This is a genomic window from Bacillus sp. EU63 (assembly GCF_038592915.1).
GTDB classification, from domain to species: Bacteria; Bacillota; Bacilli; order Bacillales; family Bacillaceae; genus Bacillus; species Bacillus velezensis.
In genome coordinates this window covers 554,581-572,500 of record NZ_CP151944.1, presented here as the reverse complement: position 1 = coordinate 572,500, position 17,920 = coordinate 554,581, and the positions used below count along the sequence as shown (strand labels likewise).

The 17,920-nt window shown below is 46.9% G+C and carries 17 protein-coding genes, 2 tRNA genes, 2 rRNA genes and 1 riboswitch (1 of these 22 cut by a window edge); of the genes, 9 read left to right on the top strand and 12 right to left on the bottom strand.

Translation table 11 applies throughout. The features are described from left to right. From NYE38_RS02975 to NYE38_RS02950, 6 genes are all read right to left on the bottom strand, one after another. Nucleotides 1–367, bottom strand: a 23S ribosomal RNA gene (locus NYE38_RS02975); it reaches 2,563 nt to the left of the window's first position. A gap of 174 nt (nt 368–541) precedes the next feature. Beyond that, a 16S ribosomal RNA gene (locus tag NYE38_RS02970) occupies nt 542–2,091 on the bottom strand. The 16S and 23S rRNA genes sit together here with 2 tRNA genes alongside, the layout of an rRNA operon. 162 nt (nt 2,092–2,253) lie before the next feature. Continuing rightward, nucleotides 2,254–2,327, bottom strand: a tRNA-Gly gene (locus NYE38_RS02965). A gap of 8 nt (nt 2,328–2,335) precedes the next feature. Next, nucleotides 2,336–2,412 (bottom strand) — tRNA-Arg (locus NYE38_RS02960). Between the two features lie 304 nt (nt 2,413–2,716). Beyond that, entirely contained in the window at nt 2,717–4,135 is a 1,419-nt protein-coding gene (locus tag NYE38_RS02955) for a sugar porter family MFS transporter (protein ID WP_022552683.1), read from the bottom strand. A gap of 428 nt (nt 4,136–4,563) precedes the next feature. Next, a complete protein-coding gene (locus NYE38_RS02950; protein WP_025650290.1) occupies nt 4,564–5,565 on the bottom strand; it encodes an acryloyl-CoA reductase in 1,002 nt (333 codons plus the stop codon). A 127-nt stretch (nt 5,566–5,692) separates the two neighbouring features. Here NYE38_RS02950 and NYE38_RS02945 point away from each other — a divergent pair, with 127 nt between their 5' ends. The 6 genes from NYE38_RS02945 (at nt 5,693) to NYE38_RS02920 (ending at nt 10,340) form a co-directional block, all read left to right on the top strand. Further along, nucleotides 5,693–6,160, top strand: coding sequence for an SRPBCC domain-containing protein (locus NYE38_RS02945; RefSeq protein ID WP_017419162.1), 468 nt, complete (start codon nt 5,693–5,695; stop codon nt 6,158–6,160). Nucleotides 6,161–6,271: 111 nt separating this feature from the next. Next, nucleotides 6,272–7,126, top strand: coding sequence for a manganese catalase family protein (locus tag NYE38_RS02940; protein ID WP_014417059.1), 855 nt, complete (start codon nt 6,272–6,274; stop codon nt 7,124–7,126). 237 nt (nt 7,127–7,363) lie between these two features. Then, nucleotides 7,364–8,926, top strand: a complete 1,563-nt coding sequence (locus NYE38_RS02935) for an APC family permease (RefSeq protein WP_017419163.1) — start codon at nt 7,364–7,366, stop codon at nt 8,924–8,926. A gap of 116 nt (nt 8,927–9,042) precedes the next feature. Next, nucleotides 9,043–9,624, top strand: a complete 582-nt coding sequence (locus NYE38_RS02930; RefSeq protein WP_007409294.1) for a TetR family transcriptional regulator — start codon at nt 9,043–9,045, stop codon at nt 9,622–9,624. 72 nt (nt 9,625–9,696) lie between these two features. Continuing rightward, nucleotides 9,697–10,026 (top strand): multidrug efflux SMR transporter, encoded by a 330-nt coding sequence (locus NYE38_RS02925; protein WP_003156023.1) that lies wholly within the window; start codon nt 9,697–9,699, stop codon nt 10,024–10,026. Further along, on the top strand, nt 10,026–10,340 hold the full coding sequence (locus tag NYE38_RS02920) for a multidrug efflux SMR transporter (protein WP_003156024.1): 315 nt from the start codon (nt 10,026–10,028) through the stop codon (nt 10,338–10,340). Before NYE38_RS02925 ends, NYE38_RS02920 begins: the two co-directional genes overlap by 1 nt. A gap of 59 nt (nt 10,341–10,399) precedes the next feature. Here the strand turns inward: NYE38_RS02920 and NYE38_RS02915 are convergent, their stop codons facing one another. From NYE38_RS02915 to NYE38_RS02905, 3 genes are all read right to left on the bottom strand, one after another. Further along, entirely contained in the window at nt 10,400–11,614 is a 1,215-nt protein-coding gene (locus NYE38_RS02915; protein WP_012116961.1) for an MFS transporter, read from the bottom strand. Next, nucleotides 11,604–12,290 carry a FadR/GntR family transcriptional regulator gene (locus NYE38_RS02910; RefSeq protein WP_014417058.1) on the bottom strand — a complete coding sequence of 229 codons (687 nt, stop codon included), beginning with the start codon at nt 12,288–12,290 and terminating at the stop codon, nt 11,604–11,606. The genes NYE38_RS02915 and NYE38_RS02910 overlap by 11 nt, the downstream gene beginning before the upstream one ends. A gap of 121 nt (nt 12,291–12,411) precedes the next feature. Next, the gene (locus NYE38_RS02905; RefSeq protein WP_014417057.1) at nt 12,412–13,128 is read right to left on the bottom strand and encodes a GntR family transcriptional regulator; all 717 of its coding nucleotides are present in this window, start codon (nt 13,126–13,128) and stop codon (nt 12,412–12,414) included. Nucleotides 13,129–13,306: 178 nt separating this feature from the next. Further along, nucleotides 13,307–13,406: riboswitch (purine riboswitch) on the top strand. Nucleotides 13,407–13,460: 54 nt separating this feature from the next. On the opposite strand from NYE38_RS02905, the gene NYE38_RS02900 reads away from it, so the two are divergent. Further along, entirely contained in the window at nt 13,461–14,621 is a 1,161-nt protein-coding gene (locus tag NYE38_RS02900; RefSeq protein WP_007409299.1) for an MFS transporter, read from the top strand. A gap of 51 nt (nt 14,622–14,672) precedes the next feature. Here the strand turns inward: NYE38_RS02900 and NYE38_RS02895 are convergent, their stop codons facing one another. After that, nucleotides 14,673–15,239 carry a YdhK family protein gene (locus tag NYE38_RS02895; protein ID WP_017419166.1) on the bottom strand — a complete coding sequence of 189 codons (567 nt, stop codon included), beginning with the start codon at nt 15,237–15,239 and terminating at the stop codon, nt 14,673–14,675. 196 nt (nt 15,240–15,435) lie between these two features. Here NYE38_RS02895 and NYE38_RS02890 point away from each other — a divergent pair, with 196 nt between their 5' ends. After that, nucleotides 15,436–15,609 (top strand): hypothetical protein, encoded by a 174-nt coding sequence (locus NYE38_RS02890; RefSeq protein WP_007409301.1) that lies wholly within the window; start codon nt 15,436–15,438, stop codon nt 15,607–15,609. 52 nt (nt 15,610–15,661) lie between these two features. On the opposite strand, the gene NYE38_RS02885 is transcribed toward NYE38_RS02890, so the two are convergent. Both NYE38_RS02885 and NYE38_RS02880 read right to left on the bottom strand, forming a co-directional pair. Beyond that, a complete protein-coding gene (locus NYE38_RS02885; RefSeq protein ID WP_063636949.1) occupies nt 15,662–17,020 on the bottom strand; it encodes a serine hydrolase in 1,359 nt (452 codons plus the stop codon). A gap of 137 nt (nt 17,021–17,157) precedes the next feature. Then, on the bottom strand, nt 17,158–17,427 hold the full coding sequence (locus tag NYE38_RS02880; protein WP_007409303.1) for a hypothetical protein: 270 nt from the start codon (nt 17,425–17,427) through the stop codon (nt 17,158–17,160). A 231-nt stretch (nt 17,428–17,658) separates the two neighbouring features. Between NYE38_RS02880 and NYE38_RS02875 the strand changes: the two genes are divergently transcribed. Then, on the top strand, nt 17,659–17,913 hold the full coding sequence (locus NYE38_RS02875) for a hypothetical protein (RefSeq protein WP_014417054.1): 255 nt from the start codon (nt 17,659–17,661) through the stop codon (nt 17,911–17,913). The last annotated feature ends 7 nt before the right edge of the window (nt 17,914–17,920 follow it).

The following is a 17,920-nucleotide window of genomic DNA, read 5'->3' as shown; positions in this document are numbered from 1 at the left end:
CTATGGCGGGCCTTTCCAGACCTCTTCATCTACCTCGTTCCTTTGTAACTCCGTACAGAGTGTCCTACAACCCCAAGAGGCAAGCCTCTTGGTTTGGGCTGGTCCCGTTTCGCTCGCCGCTACTCAGGGAATCGCATTTGCTTTCTCTTCCTCCGGGTACTTAGATGTTTCAGTTCCCCGGGTCTGCCTTCTCATATCCTATGTATTCAGATATGGATACCACTCCATTACGAGTGGTGGGTTTCCCCATTCGGAAATCTCCGGATCAAAGCTTGCTTACAGCTCCCCGAAGCATATCGGTGTTCGTCCCGTCCTTCATCGGCTCCTAGTGCCAAGGCATCCACCGTGCGCCCTTTCTAACTTAACCGTTAAAAAGAATCACTACGTGATATCTTGCATTACTAATTGAATGTGAATTACTTCTGTTATCTAGTTTTCAAAGAACAACATCTCGAAGAATCGAATGATCCTTCAAAACTAAACAAGACAGGGAACGTCTGTTTATAAGACCCAAGGTCTTATATTCCGTTAAAATCCTTAGAAAGGAGGTGATCCAGCCGCACCTTCCGATACGGCTACCTTGTTACGACTTCACCCCAATCATCTGTCCCACCTTCGGCGGCTGGCTCCTAAAAGGTTACCTCACCGACTTCGGGTGTTACAAACTCTCGTGGTGTGACGGGCGGTGTGTACAAGGCCCGGGAACGTATTCACCGCGGCATGCTGATCCGCGATTACTAGCGATTCCAGCTTCACGCAGTCGAGTTGCAGACTGCGATCCGAACTGAGAACAGATTTGTGGGATTGGCTTAACCTCGCGGTTTCGCTGCCCTTTGTTCTGTCCATTGTAGCACGTGTGTAGCCCAGGTCATAAGGGGCATGATGATTTGACGTCATCCCCACCTTCCTCCGGTTTGTCACCGGCAGTCACCTTAGAGTGCCCAACTGAATGCTGGCAACTAAGATCAAGGGTTGCGCTCGTTGCGGGACTTAACCCAACATCTCACGACACGAGCTGACGACAACCATGCACCACCTGTCACTCTGCCCCCGAAGGGGACGTCCTATCTCTAGGATTGTCAGAGGATGTCAAGACCTGGTAAGGTTCTTCGCGTTGCTTCGAATTAAACCACATGCTCCACCGCTTGTGCGGGCCCCCGTCAATTCCTTTGAGTTTCAGTCTTGCGACCGTACTCCCCAGGCGGAGTGCTTAATGCGTTAGCTGCAGCACTAAGGGGCGGAAACCCCCTAACACTTAGCACTCATCGTTTACGGCGTGGACTACCAGGGTATCTAATCCTGTTCGCTCCCCACGCTTTCGCTCCTCAGCGTCAGTTACAGACCAGAGAGTCGCCTTCGCCACTGGTGTTCCTCCACATCTCTACGCATTTCACCGCTACACGTGGAATTCCACTCTCCTCTTCTGCACTCAAGTTCCCCAGTTTCCAATGACCCTCCCCGGTTGAGCCGGGGGCTTTCACATCAGACTTAAGAAACCGCCTGCGAGCCCTTTACGCCCAATAATTCCGGACAACGCTTGCCACCTACGTATTACCGCGGCTGCTGGCACGTAGTTAGCCGTGGCTTTCTGGTTAGGTACCGTCAAGGTGCCGCCCTATTTGAACGGCACTTGTTCTTCCCTAACAACAGAGCTTTACGATCCGAAAACCTTCATCACTCACGCGGCGTTGCTCCGTCAGACTTTCGTCCATTGCGGAAGATTCCCTACTGCTGCCTCCCGTAGGAGTCTGGGCCGTGTCTCAGTCCCAGTGTGGCCGATCACCCTCTCAGGTCGGCTACGCATCGTCGCCTTGGTGAGCCGTTACCTCACCAACTAGCTAATGCGCCGCGGGTCCATCTGTAAGTGGTAGCCGAAGCCACCTTTTATGTCTGAACCATGCGGTTCAAACAACCATCCGGTATTAGCCCCGGTTTCCCGGAGTTATCCCAGTCTTACAGGCAGGTTACCCACGTGTTACTCACCCGTCCGCCGCTAACATCAGGGAGCAAGCTCCCATCTGTCCGCTCGACTTGCATGTATTAGGCACGCCGCCAGCGTTCGTCCTGAGCCAGGATCAAACTCTCCGATAAATGGATCACAGACTACATTCGCTGCATCCTGCAGTGACGTCTGTGTGATCTGCATCGTGCAGACCTTAGTTTGACTGACTACGCACATCGCTGTGCGATTTATTTAAAACTTTGAATTAACAGGTACGTTTTGTCTTGTTTAGTTTTCAAAGATCATTATGATGGAGCGGGTGATGAGAATCGAACTCACGACATCAGCTTGGAAGGCTGAGGTTTTACCACTAAACTACACCCGCATTTGAATTGGCGCGCCCGAGAGGAGTCGAACCCCTAACCTTTTGATCCGTAGTCAAACGCTCTATCCAATTGAGCTACGGGCGCTTATCAGGCGACTTAACTATCATACTACCAATCAGTTATGATGTCAAGTGTTTTTTTATTTCTTTACGAAGTCTTTTTTCTCGACCTCATTTATTATACACGCTTTTGAGAATTTGTAAAGTCTTTTTTTAAAAAGATCATTTTCTCATTTGTCGTTATCGCTTTGTTCATCAGCGACGTTTAATAATATACCATGCTCTTTAAATGAGGTCAACACTTTTACGAAACTTTTTTCTCATTTATTATTCCCTTCTATATAATAAATAAAAAAGCAGGATTCCTAGGAACCCCGCGTCTATTCAGATTACCCGCTCACCTCAGCTTCTGCGCTATTACGATCTGTTTTTTCATAAGCACGGAAGTTTTGTTCAAGCTGTTCGAGCGACAGACCTTTCGTTTCCGGAAGGAACCTTTTCACAAATATAACGGACGCTATCCCTAATAGAACAAAAATGAAGAAAGTTACAGACAATCCGATGTTGGCGAGCAGGACCGGAAAAGTTAAACCCACAAGGAAGTTCACGATCCAGAGGCAGAAGACAGTGACCCCCATACCAAGTCCCCGCAATCGAAGCGGGAATATCTCCGACAGCATCAGCCAGGTCACCGGAGAGACAGCCCCCTGCTGAAACGCAAGGAAAGTGACTGTTAATGAAAGAACCACATAAGGAAGAGCAGGCGATCCTTTCAGCACGACAGACAGAACTCCGATCAAAAGCAGCACCGCAGTCGTTCCGATCAGCCCCGTCATCAGCATCGGGCGGCGGCCGACTTTGCCGAGAAGCCATATTCCCACAAAAGTCGCGAGCACCGAAATCACACCGTTGGCAATATTGCCGATTAATGCGGCTTTTGTCTCGAAACCGGCATCTTTTAAAATTTGAGTTCCATAATACATAATTGAATTCACGCCGGTGAGCTGCTGCACTACCGCAATTCCGATCCCGATAAACACAATGCGGCGCACCCACGGAACGGCAAGATCCTTAAAGGTGGCCTGCTCCATCTCAGCTTCCTTATGAAAGGCAGATTCAATCTCAGCGAGCTCAGACTTCGCTTTCTCTTCATTCCTTATTCGCCGGAGAACGTGCAGAGCATCTTCTTTTCTTCCTTTAGAAACAAGCCAGCGCGGACTTTCAGGAACTTTCAGCATACCGAAAAACAAGAATACCGCCGGAAGGGCCGCGATAACGAGCATATAACGCCAGGCGTGAGAGGTATCACCAAGCACATTGCCGATGATAGCATTACACGTGAAGGCAAGCAGCTGGCCCGTTACAATCATCAATTCATTTTGGGTAACCATTCTCCCTCGGCTTTCCGCCGGCGACATTTCAGCCAAATACGCCGGAACGGTTACGGATGCTCCCCCAACGGCAAGCCCCAGCAGAAAACGGGAGATGATCATAACCGATACGTTAGGCGCCAGTGTACATCCAAGCGTCGCTGCAAAGAACAAAACGGCAAGGATAAGGATATTTTTACGTCTGCCGTTATAGTCCGACAATCTCCCTCCGAAAACTGCTCCGATCGCAGCCCCCAAGAGCAGGGAGCTCGCCACCATCCCTTCAGTCAAAGCCGTAAGATTAAGCTGGTCAGCTTCCGCCATAAACGGCAGCGCCCCATTAATTACACCTGTATCGTAGCCGAAAAGTAGACCCCCGAACGTCGATACTAAAATGATGGTTCTTAAAAATGAATGCTGGCTGCTATTTTTATTCATCTTCAAATCCTCCTAGTTTTTACACAGAGATAATATCGGAATATTCAGTTATCAATATTTACACCTATAACGTCTGCATACAAGTTCTGACCGTCCAAAACAGTTATATAAGAAGAAAATGATCTGAAAGCGTTATCATTTATAGTGATTATTCGCTCTCCCCTCTCGTCAAATTGTTATTTTATAGTTACTTTGTAGTGAAGTTATAATGATATTATTGGTACTTATGTTATCATCATAATTTTAAAAGCGCTTTCAGTCAATAAATATTTCAGAAAATTTTATATCTTACCTTTATATTACCTATATGTAATCAATTTATGTTTTTAATCAACTCATTTTCACTATATACTCAATAGTTAATCTCTTTTTAATAAATAATTGATTATATATTGAAAACCCCCAATCAGCAGTTGGGGGTTTTTGTTTTATTCTTCGTTTATTGTAACAATCGTTCTCCCTCTCGCTTCTCCTTTTAAAAGGGCAGGAAGCGTATCCGGCAGCTCTTCAAGTGTAATTTCCTTTTGAATAAAGGCCTCCAGATCTGCAGGCTTGAAGTCATCAGCTAAACGCTGCCATGTTTTCTTTCTTGTCTCCATCGGACAGAATACGGAATCGATTCCCAAGAGACTGACGCCGCGCAATATAAACGGGAAGACTGTAGCAGGGAGTTTCGTTCCCGCTGTCAGTCCGCTCACAGCAACTGATCCGCCGTACTGAATCTGGCTGAGAACTGAAGCAAGCGGCTCACCTCCGACCGGATCGACAGCCGCTGCCCATTTTTGTTTTTGCATCGGTTTTAACGTGCCGTTATACACTTCATCACGGTGAATGACCGTCTTCGCTCCGAGGCTCTTCAAATAGCCGCTTTCTTCTTCTTTTCCCGTACTGGCCTCGACCTCGTAACCTAAGGTTGAAAGAATGGAGACGGCAAAGCTTCCGACGCCGCCTGTCGCTCCCGTCACCAGCACCTTCCCTTTTTCAGGAGCGGCATGGTTTTCTTCAAGACGCTGGACGGACAATGCGGCAGTGAAGCCGGCGGTTCCGATCGTCATGGCTTCTTTAAGTGTCAGACCTTCAGGCAGCGGCACGATCCAATCTGCCGGAATGCGGGCCATCCCGCTATAACCGCCAAAGCGGGAAACACCTATGCCGTAGCTTGTCGCAATGACTTTGTCCCCCTCTTTGAAACGGGCGTCATCTGAGGAAACGACGATTCCCGCTAAATCAATTCCCGGCACGAAAGGATACGACGTTACGATCTTGCCGTCAGGAATGGCAGCCAAGCTGTCTTTATAATTCACCCCTGAGTAGCAAACCTTAATCAGCACTTCACCCTCGGGAAGGTCCTGAACCGCTAGCTCCCGTACGCTGACTGAAAACCGGTCTTCACGTTGATCGACTACTAACGCTTTAAATTGATCTGTCATCACTACGTCTCCTTAAAATGAATTGAATGGCTTTGGAAAAGCATAGAATAAGTTTGATTTGATTTCAAATGTCCTGCCCCGTGTAGTATGATCAAAAGTAAAAACAGCGAAAGAGTGGTTACGCATCATGTCTGATAAACAAAACAAAGATAACAAAAACAACAACAGCGGCAATCAGCCATTACCCGACATTATTCATACCGCCGTTTTCAAGGCGCCGATACAAGTTGTCTGGGATACGGTCTCCACTGCGGACGGCCTGTCTCTCTGGTTTATGCCGAATGATTTCACACCTCAAGAAGACAGTGAGTTTCAGCTGGAATCTCCGTTCGGTCCGTCTCCGTGCAAGCTGCTGGATATTGAAGCGCCGTACCGCCTGTCTTTTTCGTGGGATACGGAAGGCTGGATCGTTTCTTTTGTCTTAAAGGAAACGGAAAGCGGAGATACGGAATTCACTCTCATTCACGGCGGATGGAAAGAGCCGGAAGCCGTCATCAATAAAGTCAATCGGAAAAGCTCCGAGATTCACAGTACGATGGATCAAGGATGGAACGGGCTTGTCAACACGAAACTTCGCGGGGCGGTTGAGGCTTAACACAAAAGGACGGACACGCTTTCCGTCCTTTTTTTGATGCCGATACATAAAAACTGACTTTGCAAAGACACTAACAGAAGAACCGAAAACTTCTTTCAGGGGGCGCTGTTTATGTATTATTACAAAGAAGAGCTGATCAATATCATTAAACCGGACAAGCCGGACCCGGCCGCGGCCAAGGTGCTTCAGGAAATTTTAGGCGGGCACTACGGAGAAATGCGGACGATGATGCAATACTTTTTCCAAAGCTCTAATTTCAGAGGAAAAGAAAAACAGTTCCGTGACCTGCTTCGCGGTGTATTTTTAGAAGAGATCGCACACGTTGAACTCGTCCAAAGTACGATCAATGCACTGCTAGATGAAAGCGGCGCTGAGGGCGCCGGAAATCAGGCAGCAGATCAGGCGCCGCTTGATGAAGCGGTGAAACACGCCAATCCGCACCATTTTATCATCGGGGCGCAAAGTTCTCTTCCTGTAGACGCCGGCGGCAATCCATGGAACGGGTCTTGGGTATACAACCACGGGAATCTGATTTCCGATTTATTGGACAATGTCGTGCTGGAATCAACCGGCGTGCTGCAAAAGACACGCATTTATGAAATGAGTTCAAATCAGACGTTCAGAGAAACACTCGGATTTCTGATCGTCCGTGACAACGCCCATCAAAATGCATTTACAAAAGCGTTGGAAACACTGGGTGTCGAATGGGGCAAATTATTTCCCGTGCCGAATTATGATATTGAAAAATACCCGGAATGCCGGAAATTCGTTGAGATGGGTTATCATAATACCCAATTTAATTTCAGACTGGATCCGACACGGATCGGAGAAATTCTGCAGGGAACGACGCCGAGCCGAAACGGCGGCGAATTAAGTGTGTCCGAGCCTCCTAAAGGTTTCCCCGTGCCGGAACTTCCCGAGCTTCCGAATGAGCACAGCCCCGGACTGAAAGATATGAACTTGTAACAAAAAACGCCTGTTTCGGGCGTTTTTTGTTTTTCTGAATATGAGGTTTGAATGTGTTTAAAACGGGGAATATAAGCCGGGAGATCTTGCCATACGGCCGTTATTATAATGTGAGCACATTGCTGTACATACTTCGTTTCGAAAGTTGTCCTAATTTTCCAGCCGGCCGGCTGGGTATGTTTGAATGATAATGGGAATTATGTAAAGAGAACAATGTCTTTTCTAAGGAGGCAGCGAATGTCTAAGCAAGGAAACTTCCAGAAAACTATGTCACTTTTTGATCTTATTTTAATCGGCATGGGAGCCATATTCGGTTCGGCATGGCTGTTTGCCGTCAGTAACGTCGCCTCTAAAGCGGGCCCATCAGGCATTTTTTCCTGGCTGATCGGCGGGGGAATCATCTTATTGATCGGCTTGGTTTATGCGGAACTGGGCGCCGCGCTGCCGCGGACCGGGGGAATTATCCGGTACCCCGTATATTCACACGGACACCTGGTCGGATATTTAATTTCCTTTGTCACCATTGTGGCATACACGAGTCTTATTTCTATAGAAGTCACGGCAGTCCGCCAATACGTGGCGTATTGGTTTCCCGGTTTGACCGTAAAAGGCTCCGATTCTCCGACGATTGCCGGGTGGATATTGCAATTTGCGCTGCTCTGCCTGTTCTTCCTCCTCAATTACTGGAGTGTCAAAACCTTTGCGAAAGCAAACTTCATTATTTCGATTTTTAAATATGTCGTACCGATTACGGTAATTGTGGTACTGATTTTTCATTTTCACCCGGGCAATATGACCGTTCACGGATTCGCGCCTTTTGGTTTTACCGGAATTCAGGCCGCGATTTCCACAGGCGGCGTCATGTTTGCATACCTTGGGCTGCATCCGATTGTGGCTGTCGCGAGTGAAGTGCAGAATCCGAAGCGGAACATTCCGATCGCATTGATTGTCTGTATTATCGTTTCTACTATTATTTACACCGTGCTGCAGCTCACTTTTATCGGGGCGATCCCGGCGGATACCCTGAAGCACGGATGGCCGGCTATCGGGACTGAATTCTCCCTTCCGTTCAAAGATATCGCCGTTTTGCTCGGTTTGGGGTGGCTGGCGACATTGGTCATTTTAGATGCGATTTTATCACCGGGCGGTAACGGAAATATCTTTATGAATACGACTTCACGTCTCGTCTATGCCTGGGCCAGAAACGGAACATTATTCAGCATTTTTTCTAAAGTCAATAAAGAAACCGGGACACCGCGTGCCTCCCTTTGGCTTTCGTTCGGTCTGGCTGTTTTTTGGACGCTTCCGTTCCCTTCTTGGAACGCTCTTGTCAACGTATGCTCCGTCGCATTGATTCTGTCTTATGCGATTGCGCCGATTTCTTCTGCGGCGCTGAGAGTCAACGCGAAGAATATTAACAGACCGTTTTATTTAAAAGGGATGAGCATCATCGGACCGCTGTCGTTTATTTTTACCTCTTATATTGTATATTGGTCCGGATGGCGCACCGTATCCTGGCTTCTCGGTTCTCAAATTGTCATGTTTCTGATCTATCTCTGTTTCAGTAAATATGCTCCCAAAGATGATGTCAGCATACGGCAGCAGCTGAAATCAGCATGGTGGATCGTCGGCTTTTATGTCATGATGCTGATTTTCTCCTATCTCGGCTCGTTCGGCCACGGATTGGGCATTATCAGCAATCCGCTTGACCTGATTCTGATCGCCATCGGCTCGCTCGGTATTTATTACTGGGCAAAATATACGGGTCTGCCGAAGGCTATGATCGACAGTGATAAATGACGAATGCCGGAAAGAAGTATGGTCTTCTTTCCGGTATTTTTATTTTAAAGGATGACAAAAAAGCGAACATGCGATAAAATGAATGACAGTCATTCATAAAAGGAGGAACCCCTCTATTGGCAAAACAAAGCTCGGGAAAATACGAAAAGATCCTGCAAGCCGCGATTGAAGTCATTTCTGAAAAAGGATTAGACAAAGCATCCATTTCAGAAATCGTCAAAAAAGCCGGCACGGCCCAAGGTACGTTTTACTTATATTTTTCTTCTAAAAACGCACTGATATCCGCGATTGCAGAAAACCTGCTCGACACTACGCTGGACAGAATAAAAGGGAAAACGGACGGTTCTGAAGATTTTTGGACGTTGCTGGACATTTTGGTAGATGAGACATTTCACATCACCCGGCTTCATAAAGATATTATCGTTCTCTGTTATTCCGGTCTTGCCATCGATCATTCAATGGAGAAATGGGAAGCCATTTATCAGCCTTATTATTCCTGGCTGGAAGGCGTGATCAATACGGCCATTGAACAGGGTGAGGTCCACAGCGGCATTCATGTCAGATGGACGGCCAGAACGATTATCAACGTTGTCGAGAACGCGGCTGAACGGTTTTATATCGGCTGTGAACAGGATGTCGATCTCGAAGTATATAAAAAAGAAATATTCAGCTTTCTCAAAAGAAGCTTGCAGAAATGATTGGCAGAGACCGATCATTTTTGACCGCCGTAAAAATGACTGACATTCATTCATAACTGAGGTGACTGTATCATGTATTGGCTGCTTGTATTGATAGCCGGACTGTTAGAAGTCGTTTGGGCGTCCGCCCTGAAGCATGCGGACTCGCTCTTTGATTGGATTGGTATTTTCCTTCTGATTGCCGTCAGCTTTCTGATGCTGATCCGCTCTTATAAAAAAATTCCGATGGCTGCCGCATACACCGTTTTTGTCGGAATAGGCACCGTCGGCACATATGTAACGGGCGTCATTTTAGGCGAATCGTTTTCAATCGGGCAAATATTCTTTTTGGCTTTGCTGTTGTCCGGCATTTTAGGAATGAAGGTATTTACGAAAGAAACTGAAACAAGGGGTGAACATTAATGGCATGGCTGCTGTTATTTATTGCCGGAGCGGAGGAAGTTGTAGCGGCCGTTGCCATGAAACATATTGACGGTTTTAAAAAAAAGTGGCCTCTGATTGTCATGGTAACAGGCTTTATGCTTTCATTCTTTTGCCTTTCCGGAGCGATGCAGGTTCTTCCCACAGGTGTCGCGTATGCGGCTTGGACCGGCATGGGAAGCATCGGCGTTTCGGCCGTGGGCATACTTTGGTTTAAAGAAAAATTCAATCTGTCACAATTGGTGTCTCTGGGGCTTATCCTCATCGGTGTCATCGGCTTAAAACTGACAGCGTGACGGCCTGAGACAGCTTTTTAAACAAAAAACAAAGGACCCTAAACGGGCCCTTTGTTTTTTTATGCTGTTTTGATCTGTTCCGCTTTTCCCGCTCCGACTCCGAAAATGAAAATCAGAACGGAGACTGCGATCAGCATGAATAACGGAACCGTCCAGCCGTGCGTGATGTCATGCAGCAAACCGAATACGAGCGGCCCGAACGCGGCAAGCAGGTATCCGAATGACTGTGCCATGCCGGAAAGCGCCGCGGCTTCATGAACATGCCGGGTCCGCAGGCTGAAGAACATCATCGCCAGACTGAACGCACAGCCTCCCGCAATTCCGATCAAAATGACCCATAGCGGAGTGAGAGCCGGGCTTCCGAAAAGAACGCCGGCAATGCCGATAAGGAAAAATAAAGCCGTCAGTCCGGCGAGTGCGCGCTGATTTTTCATTTTAGCGGCAGCGATCGGCACGATAAAAGTAATCGGCAGGACTGAGAATTGCATTAATGAAAGCATCCATCCCGCCTTACTTGAGCTGAGTCCATTCTGCTGAAGAATTTCCGGCAGCCAAGCGATGACGGTGTAAAAAATAAGGGATTGCAGCCCCATGAACATCGTCACCTTCCAAGCCAGCGGAGACCGCAGCAGACTGCTTTTCTTCTCTCCGTTTGTCCCAGTCGTGCGGACGGGCAGTTCGCGTCCTCGCATTTGCGGAATCCACATGACAAACGCAATGAAAGAAAGGATAGCCCAGCAGCCGAGCGCGCCTTTCCAGCCTAACCCCGCTGAAGAGGCGATCGGCACGCTGATGCCGGATGCAATCGCGCCGCACAGATTCATAGAAACCGAGTAGACGCCGGTCATGATGCCTAAATTTCCGGGAAACTTATGTTTAATGAGACTCGGCAGCAGGACGTTGCATACGGCGATCGACAATCCCAACAGGATCGTTCCGAAAAAGAGAGTGCCGATTCCGGCGATGGAGCGCAGCAGAGTTCCGGCTGTCAGGACAATTAATGATGACAGTAAGACAATCTCGGTCCCGAAGCGCCGGGACAATAAAGGTACAAACGGTGACAGACATGCAAAGGCCAAAAGCGGCACTGTCGTAATGGTGCCGGCAGCCGCATTGGTCATGCCGAGGCTGTCCCGAATTGAGGAAACGAGCGGTCCGACCGATGTCAGAGGCGCTCTGAGGTTGGCCCCTATCAATATGACTCCGATGACCAGCAATATCAGTTTTTTACGCTGACTTGCTTGCAGAATTTGATGTTCGTCTTTAATTTTCATGTTCATCCTCCATGTGTATTGTATCTTTAAATACTCTGATGTATTGGTTGACGGCCTCCATGGCCTGATCCGGTTTCTGTCCGATAATCGCGGCGGCAAGCTGGGTGTGGATCCGGATAGCAGGGGTGATTTCCAACAGGTTATGGACTGACGCACAAAGCGCCTCCGTCATATGCTCGTATAGATCAGAAAGCATGTTGTTATGGGCCGCCTGTACAATGGTTTTGTGCAGCTTAATGTCGGCTTCGGCATACCGTTTTCGATCTTCATTTTGCAAGGCCGCTTCACATTCATCCAAGCATGCCTTCAGTGCTTTCAGGTCTTCGTCATTACGCCTTTCCGCCGCCAATCGTGCAGCTTCTCTTTCGAGTGCGTACCTGACTTCTAATGTTTCAAGCAAATTTGATTTTTTAATATGGCGGTAAAATGCCGCGCCGAGAACACTGGATGAGCTGACATACGTACCGCTCCCCTGCCTTGTCTGAAGCAGGCCGGCATGTACGAGCGCTCGAATGGCCTCACGCAATGTGTTTCGGCTCACATCAAATTGCTTCATTAAATCCAGCTCAGGGGGAATGCGCGTCCCGACCGGCCATTTATCCGATTGAATTAACGATTCAATTTGCGCCACCACTTGTTCTACGAGCGACAGTCTGCTTGTTTTGGATATCTCCATCAAAACACCTCTGAAATTTGTAGGATGATTCTATCATTGGGTAATATAACATAAAAGAAGCGAAGATGTAAATCAGCGGCAACAAAAAAAAGAGTGAGTTTTTCTCTCACTCTTCGGCGCTTTATGAACGTTTTATATTGACTGAGGTCACGACAAACTTGTCATGACGGTGGCGGGAAAATGAATATTCAAAGGGAGTGCCGTTGTCCAAAAAGCCTACATGCTCGACTTCAAGTATCGGGTCATCCGGCCGGCAGCCGAGATATTGCTGATCCATATCATCCGACTTGCACGCTCTGATTTTTCTGTGTGAGCCTGCGATTTTGAGCTGGAGTTCCCGCGTAATATGATCGTAGATGGAATGGTTGAGCACCTCGTCATTAATGCCGGGTATAAGGCTCGCCGGCATGTACGTTTTTTCAAGAACGTACGGTTCGCCTTCAACGATTCTGAGCCTCACTACATAATAGACGGGAGTCTTTTCATCGATGGCCAAATGTGCGGCGACATCTTGAGACGGAAACTGCACTTCAAACCGGATGACCTTGCTCTTGATATCTTTGCCTTTTAACAAATTGCTCAAGCCGAGAATTTCGTTGCTGACTACGTGAACGTGTTCATCCTGCATGGCTGATTGAATGATAAACGTGCCATGCCCTCTTTTTCTGAAAAGCATCCCTTCAGCCGCAAGTGTATCAAGCGCCCGCTTCATCGTCATCCGGCTGCACCCGAACTCCGCAGCGAGCGTCTTTTCATCCGGGATCGGCTGATCTATATCATATACACTGCTTTTAATCCTCTTTCTCATTTCGTTGGCGATTTTTTCGTACTTATTCATCGGTTTCCTCCGGCTGTATAATGTTTGATCTGTATAGACTCCTTACGGTTATCATAAATTTTTTTCCCTGCTTCATCAATGACGTTACAGCCGCCGATATTGAAATTTGAAAGGATTTCCTCGAATTTTCTATGGAATCTCCCTCACCATTATGGTAGAATTTTTTGCAGAAACGGACACAACCGAATATTGCATACATTGTATAACCTCAATGATATGGTTTGAGGGTGTCTACCAGGAACCGTAAAATCCTGATTACAAAAATTGTCCCGTACACTTTTTGTAATCAGGATTTTTTATTTTCTAAAAAATAAAAAAAGGAGTATCTGTACATGAATTTCAAAGTATTTCTGCTTGCAGCATCTACCATCGCAGTCGGATTGGTTGAATTAATTGTGGGCGGTATTCTTCCGCAAATCGCTTCCGACTTAGATATATCCATCGTCAGCGCGGGGCAGCTGATCAGCGTGTTTGCGCTCGGTTACGCGGTATCCGGCCCGCTGCTTTTGGCAGTGACGGCAAAGGCTGAACGAAAGCGGCTTTATTTAATCGCACTGTTTATTTTCTTCCTAAGTAATCTGGTCGCTTATTTCAGTCCCAATTTCGCCGTACTTATGGTGTCACGGGTGCTCGCTTCCATGAGCACAGGGCTGATTGTCGTCCTTTCTTTAACGATTGCTCCTAAAATCGTGGCACCTGAATACAGAGCGCGGGCGATCGGCATCATTTTCATGGGGTTCAGCTCCGCAATCGCTTTAGGCGTGCCTGTCGGTATTATCATCAGCAATGCCTTCGGATGGCGCGTTCTGTTCTTGGGAATCGGCGTATTATCTCTCGTTTCCATGCTGATTATCAGCGTCTTTTTCGAAAAAATACCTGCTGAAAAAATGATTCCGTTTCGTGAGCAGATCAAGACGATCGGGACCGCCAAAATTGCCAGCGCACATCTTGTCACCTTGTTTACATTGGCGGGGCATTACACACTCTATGCCTACTTTGCGCCTTTTTTGGAAAGAACGCTTCATTTGAGTTCCGTTTGGGTCAGTGTATGCTACTTTTTGTTCGGTCTGTCAGCGGTATGCGGCGGCCCGTTCGGAGGCTGGCTGTATGACCGCTTAGGGGCATTTAAAAGCATCATGCTTGTGACCGTTTCTTTCGCTCTGATCCTGTTTATTCTTCCGCTGACAACGGTTTCTTTAATCATTTTCCTGCCTGCGATGGTGATCTGGGGATTGCTCAGCTGGAGCCTTGCGCCGGCGCAGCAAAGCTATTTAATCAAAATTGCGCCTGAGTCTTCCGATATTCAGCAAAGCTTCAACACGTCCGCTTTGCAGATCGGCATCGCGCTCGGGTCAGCCATCGGCGGCGGCGTGATCGGACAAACCGGTTCAGTCACAGCAACAGCCTGGTGCGGAGGTTTGATTGTCATTATCGCTGTCGCGTTAGCTGTATTCTCTTTAACGAGACCCGCTTTGAAAAGAAAATCCGCATAAATGTGAGACCGCAAAAAAGCCAAAGGAGTTCCTTCGGCTTTTGCGGTCTTTTTATTTTGCGGCAGCAAGCTCGTCTTCTGTCACCCATTTATGATTGGTTACTTTTTGGCCGCCGTCAGTCGGTGTATAGTCGACCATATAAACGGTTGTCTTTTCGGCTGAATCAATAACGGCTTCGGCGCCCTTCATGCCTTTCATATGGGATGCCTCGATCACGGCCTTGTCACCCGGTTTTAACGTTTTATCACCGGCGCCCTTCAGCTCTTCCTGAATGACCCATTTATGATCTTCGACGCGCTTTCCTCCCGTTTCCGGAGTGTAAGATACACTGTAAACCGTTGTATCATAAGCACCTTTTACGGTTCCTTGCGCATTTTTCATGCCTTTCATATGAGAAGCTAAAATCATGACGTCACTGCCGACCTTATAAGTCGGATTTTCGGCCTTCTTTAAACCTTTCGGCACCTCGGATGAACCTGAGTGATTCATGTCTTCGTGAGAGTGCGTTTCTTTGTCTTTCGCTTTTTCGCTTCCTCCTGAAGATTGGCTGTTGCATCCGGCAAGCGCCAGAACGGGGATCAGGAGAAACATGCTGAATAAAAATAGTCTCGCTTTCATTTCAAGAACTCCTTTGCCTTTTTGATTTTTCACTTTCCCTTTCGTTTCTTCGGTAAAACAAAAAGATGGCCTGTCATTTCTCCTAATTCTTCAAATCTCTCTTTATTGCCTTTCATCAGGTGAAATTGTTCACAAAATGTACACATTAATGGAGATGCAGTATAATTCAATTATCAGATAATAGGGGGAACTCATCATGAAAACGAAGGTTTTTGCGGTGGTATTGGGCGCTGTTTTAATGATTGCGGGGTTGGTTTTGGCAGAAGTTTCGCTTTATATGGAATACATCACAATGCTCGGAGCTATGATTTTTTCTTCTATATTTATGTCAGAGCCGAAAAGAAAATTTCGCGTCATCAAAGGGGTTTGACTTTTCTATTACCGCCGTCTTCTCAGGACGGCGGTTTTGTTTTGCATGTCACTCAGTCTATCCGCACAGCCGTTTCTTCTGTGCCGTCCTGATATAAAACAAAATGCGGGGCTGTTTGTGCTTTATCACCTGCAAATTCAATTTCAAGCGGCAGCGCCCTGACAAAATAACGGGTTTCCGTCATTGGGAATAATTCGAATGGTGTCTGCCCGTCTATTGTAAGATACAATCGGTTTTCTTTTACCGCCACCGATGCATGTGTGTCATCCTGAAATGAGTAATTGCCGGTAAATCTGCTGTAAATCGCAGGATCGATATCTGCTTTTTTCTGATCTGCCGGACGTTTCGGAATCACGTATGGCTGATCAAATAAGATGTTTACAGCCGCGGCAATTACAGCTTGTTCAAATTGATACGATTGTTCCATATTGCTGAGATAAATCAGTGTTTTATTCTGGTCAATATACCGGATCATCAGAGTTGAATAGCCCGGCCAGCCTCCGTCGTGACTGATAACCTTCCCTTTTTGCCGGCTGTTTTGAATCATCCAGCCAAATCCGTATCCGAATTGCTCTTCTTCATTCCAATAGCCCGGTGTAAACGCTTGATCTTTAGACTCTTTGCTGATGATTTCTTCCGTATAAAGAGCCTGATCAAACAGATATAAATCTCTAATAGCGGAGTTAACGGTTCCGTCACCTTGAATCCCGTCAAGAAAGACGACATAATCGGTTTCCTCAAGTTCATCCGGCAGCACATATTCTCCGGAATGAACATCATACACATAGCCATATGCATAGTTCGGGATGTTTTCTTTACTCAGCCTCCTGTTATAAATCCGCGTATCGTGCATACGAAGCGGATGAAATACGGCTTGTTTCATAAATTCAGCAAAACTCATGCCTGATACAATTTCTATAATAACCGCTAACACCACATACCCCGTATTACTGTACAGCCACTCCTTGCCCGGCGGGAAATAAGCATCCGGCTTATGCTGCTTAAGCATATCGATCACATCTTGATTAACGGCAATTCTGTCCCGGTCCCAATGTGTTAAGAACAACTCCATATAGTCCGGCAATCCTGACGTATGATGGAGTAAATGCCGAATGGTAATGCCCGGATAAGGAAAATCAGGAAGCCATCGCTCTATCATATCGTCATAACGCAGCTTCCCTTGCTGCTCTAAAATGATAACGCCCAAAGCTGTAAACGGCTTCGATACTGAGGCCAATTCAAAGACCGATTGGTCATTCAGCATCCTCTTTGTATTCAGTTCTGCAGCGCCGAATGACCCCTGGTATAAGATGCGGCCGTTTTTCGCTGCCAATACAGCGCCGTTTATTTCATGCCTTTCGTCTAAAGTGCTGAAAAGCTGTTCAAAAGCTTGTTTTTTCTTATCGTTCATTTCACGAACCTCCATATACAAGCTGATTTACTCTTTTATACGAACGGCCGCTATAGAAGTTTCAATATTTTCCCTTCTCGAAACACCAGTCAGTATACTGCCGCTTCAGGCAGCCGCGGAGGTTTGATGAATGTCTTTTATTCACACAATACTGTGCAGGCTTCAAATTCAACATGCTTCTCGTCTTTATTTGCACCGGCAATTTCCATGGTCGAAAACATCGCACAGACGACGGCTTTGTATTCGTTCATGACGGTTTGAATTTCAATCAGGAACCGTTCGGATGAAGCCGCGTATTCCGTTACGTACTCTTTCATTTTGCCGATAATATCATCTGCCTGACGGCTGAAGCCGGCCGCCTCCAAGTCACTCTCAAACTGGTTTTTGTTGATCATATGAATATGCATTTTTTAAAGGCTCCTTTCAGCAGCATTTTGTGGTTATATCTACTGTAAAGGACAGGCTTGGATAAACTTTTAATAAAATATGAACAAAATATGAATTGGCTCATCGGCCTGACCGGCGGGCTTTCGGCTGTGCTCCGTTTCATTTGGACTACATGAAATAATGACTTCTTTACTCTGTTAAAAACAGCTCATATATGATCTAATACCAGTAAAATGTTTAGGAGGCGGCCTATGTCAGCAGCAGGAAATCGGCAAAAATTTTGGGTCATGGCGATGCTTATAGCGGTCTTTGCCGTGTTCGTTTTCTCTTTTTCTGAGAATCATTCACAAAAGGACTGGCACACGGCGGTTGACCAGGCGTCAGTGAATGTCTTCGGCCAGCAGATCTTTGAAAAAGACCGTCTGGCAAAAACACTCGACGCACGTGAGGCAGAATCTCTTCTGACTCTTGTGAAACTTGCAAATGAAGAACATCACATCATCTAAAAGCCAT

Excerpts from the sequence above, each read along its gene's own strand:
- NYE38_RS02955 (WP_022552683.1), bottom strand. The coding sequence starts at position 4,135 with ATGAATAAAAATAGCAGCCAGCATTCATTTTTAAGAACCATCATTTTA.
- NYE38_RS02950 (WP_025650290.1), bottom strand. The coding sequence starts at position 5,565 with ATGACAGATCAATTTAAAGCGTTAGTAGTCGATCAACGTGAAGACCGG.
- NYE38_RS02945 (WP_017419162.1), top strand. The coding sequence starts at position 5,693 with ATGTCTGATAAACAAAACAAAGATAACAAAAACAACAACAGCGGCAAT.
- NYE38_RS02940 (WP_014417059.1), top strand. The coding sequence starts at position 6,272 with ATGTATTATTACAAAGAAGAGCTGATCAATATCATTAAACCGGACAAG.
- NYE38_RS02935 (WP_017419163.1), top strand. The coding sequence starts at position 7,364 with ATGTCTAAGCAAGGAAACTTCCAGAAAACTATGTCACTTTTTGATCTT.
- NYE38_RS02925 (WP_003156023.1), top strand. The coding sequence starts at position 9,697 with ATGTATTGGCTGCTTGTATTGATAGCCGGACTGTTAGAAGTCGTTTGG.
- NYE38_RS02920 (WP_003156024.1), top strand. The coding sequence starts at position 10,026 with ATGGCATGGCTGCTGTTATTTATTGCCGGAGCGGAGGAAGTTGTAGCG.
- NYE38_RS02915 (WP_012116961.1), bottom strand. The coding sequence starts at position 11,614 with ATGAAAATTAAAGACGAACATCAAATTCTGCAAGCAAGTCAGCGTAAA.
- NYE38_RS02910 (WP_014417058.1), bottom strand. The coding sequence starts at position 12,290 with ATGGAGATATCCAAAACAAGCAGACTGTCGCTCGTAGAACAAGTGGTG.
- NYE38_RS02905 (WP_014417057.1), bottom strand. The coding sequence starts at position 13,128 with ATGAATAAGTACGAAAAAATCGCCAACGAAATGAGAAAGAGGATTAAA.
- NYE38_RS02900 (WP_007409299.1), top strand. The coding sequence starts at position 13,461 with ATGAATTTCAAAGTATTTCTGCTTGCAGCATCTACCATCGCAGTCGGA.
- NYE38_RS02895 (WP_017419166.1), bottom strand. The coding sequence starts at position 15,239 with ATGAAAGCGAGACTATTTTTATTCAGCATGTTTCTCCTGATCCCCGTT.
- NYE38_RS02890 (WP_007409301.1), top strand. The coding sequence starts at position 15,436 with ATGAAAACGAAGGTTTTTGCGGTGGTATTGGGCGCTGTTTTAATGATT.
- NYE38_RS02885 (WP_063636949.1), bottom strand. The coding sequence starts at position 17,020 with ATGAACGATAAGAAAAAACAAGCTTTTGAACAGCTTTTCAGCACTTTA.
- NYE38_RS02880 (WP_007409303.1), bottom strand. The coding sequence starts at position 17,427 with ATGCATATTCATATGATCAACAAAAACCAGTTTGAGAGTGACTTGGAG.
- NYE38_RS02875 (WP_014417054.1), top strand. The coding sequence starts at position 17,659 with ATGTCAGCAGCAGGAAATCGGCAAAAATTTTGGGTCATGGCGATGCTT.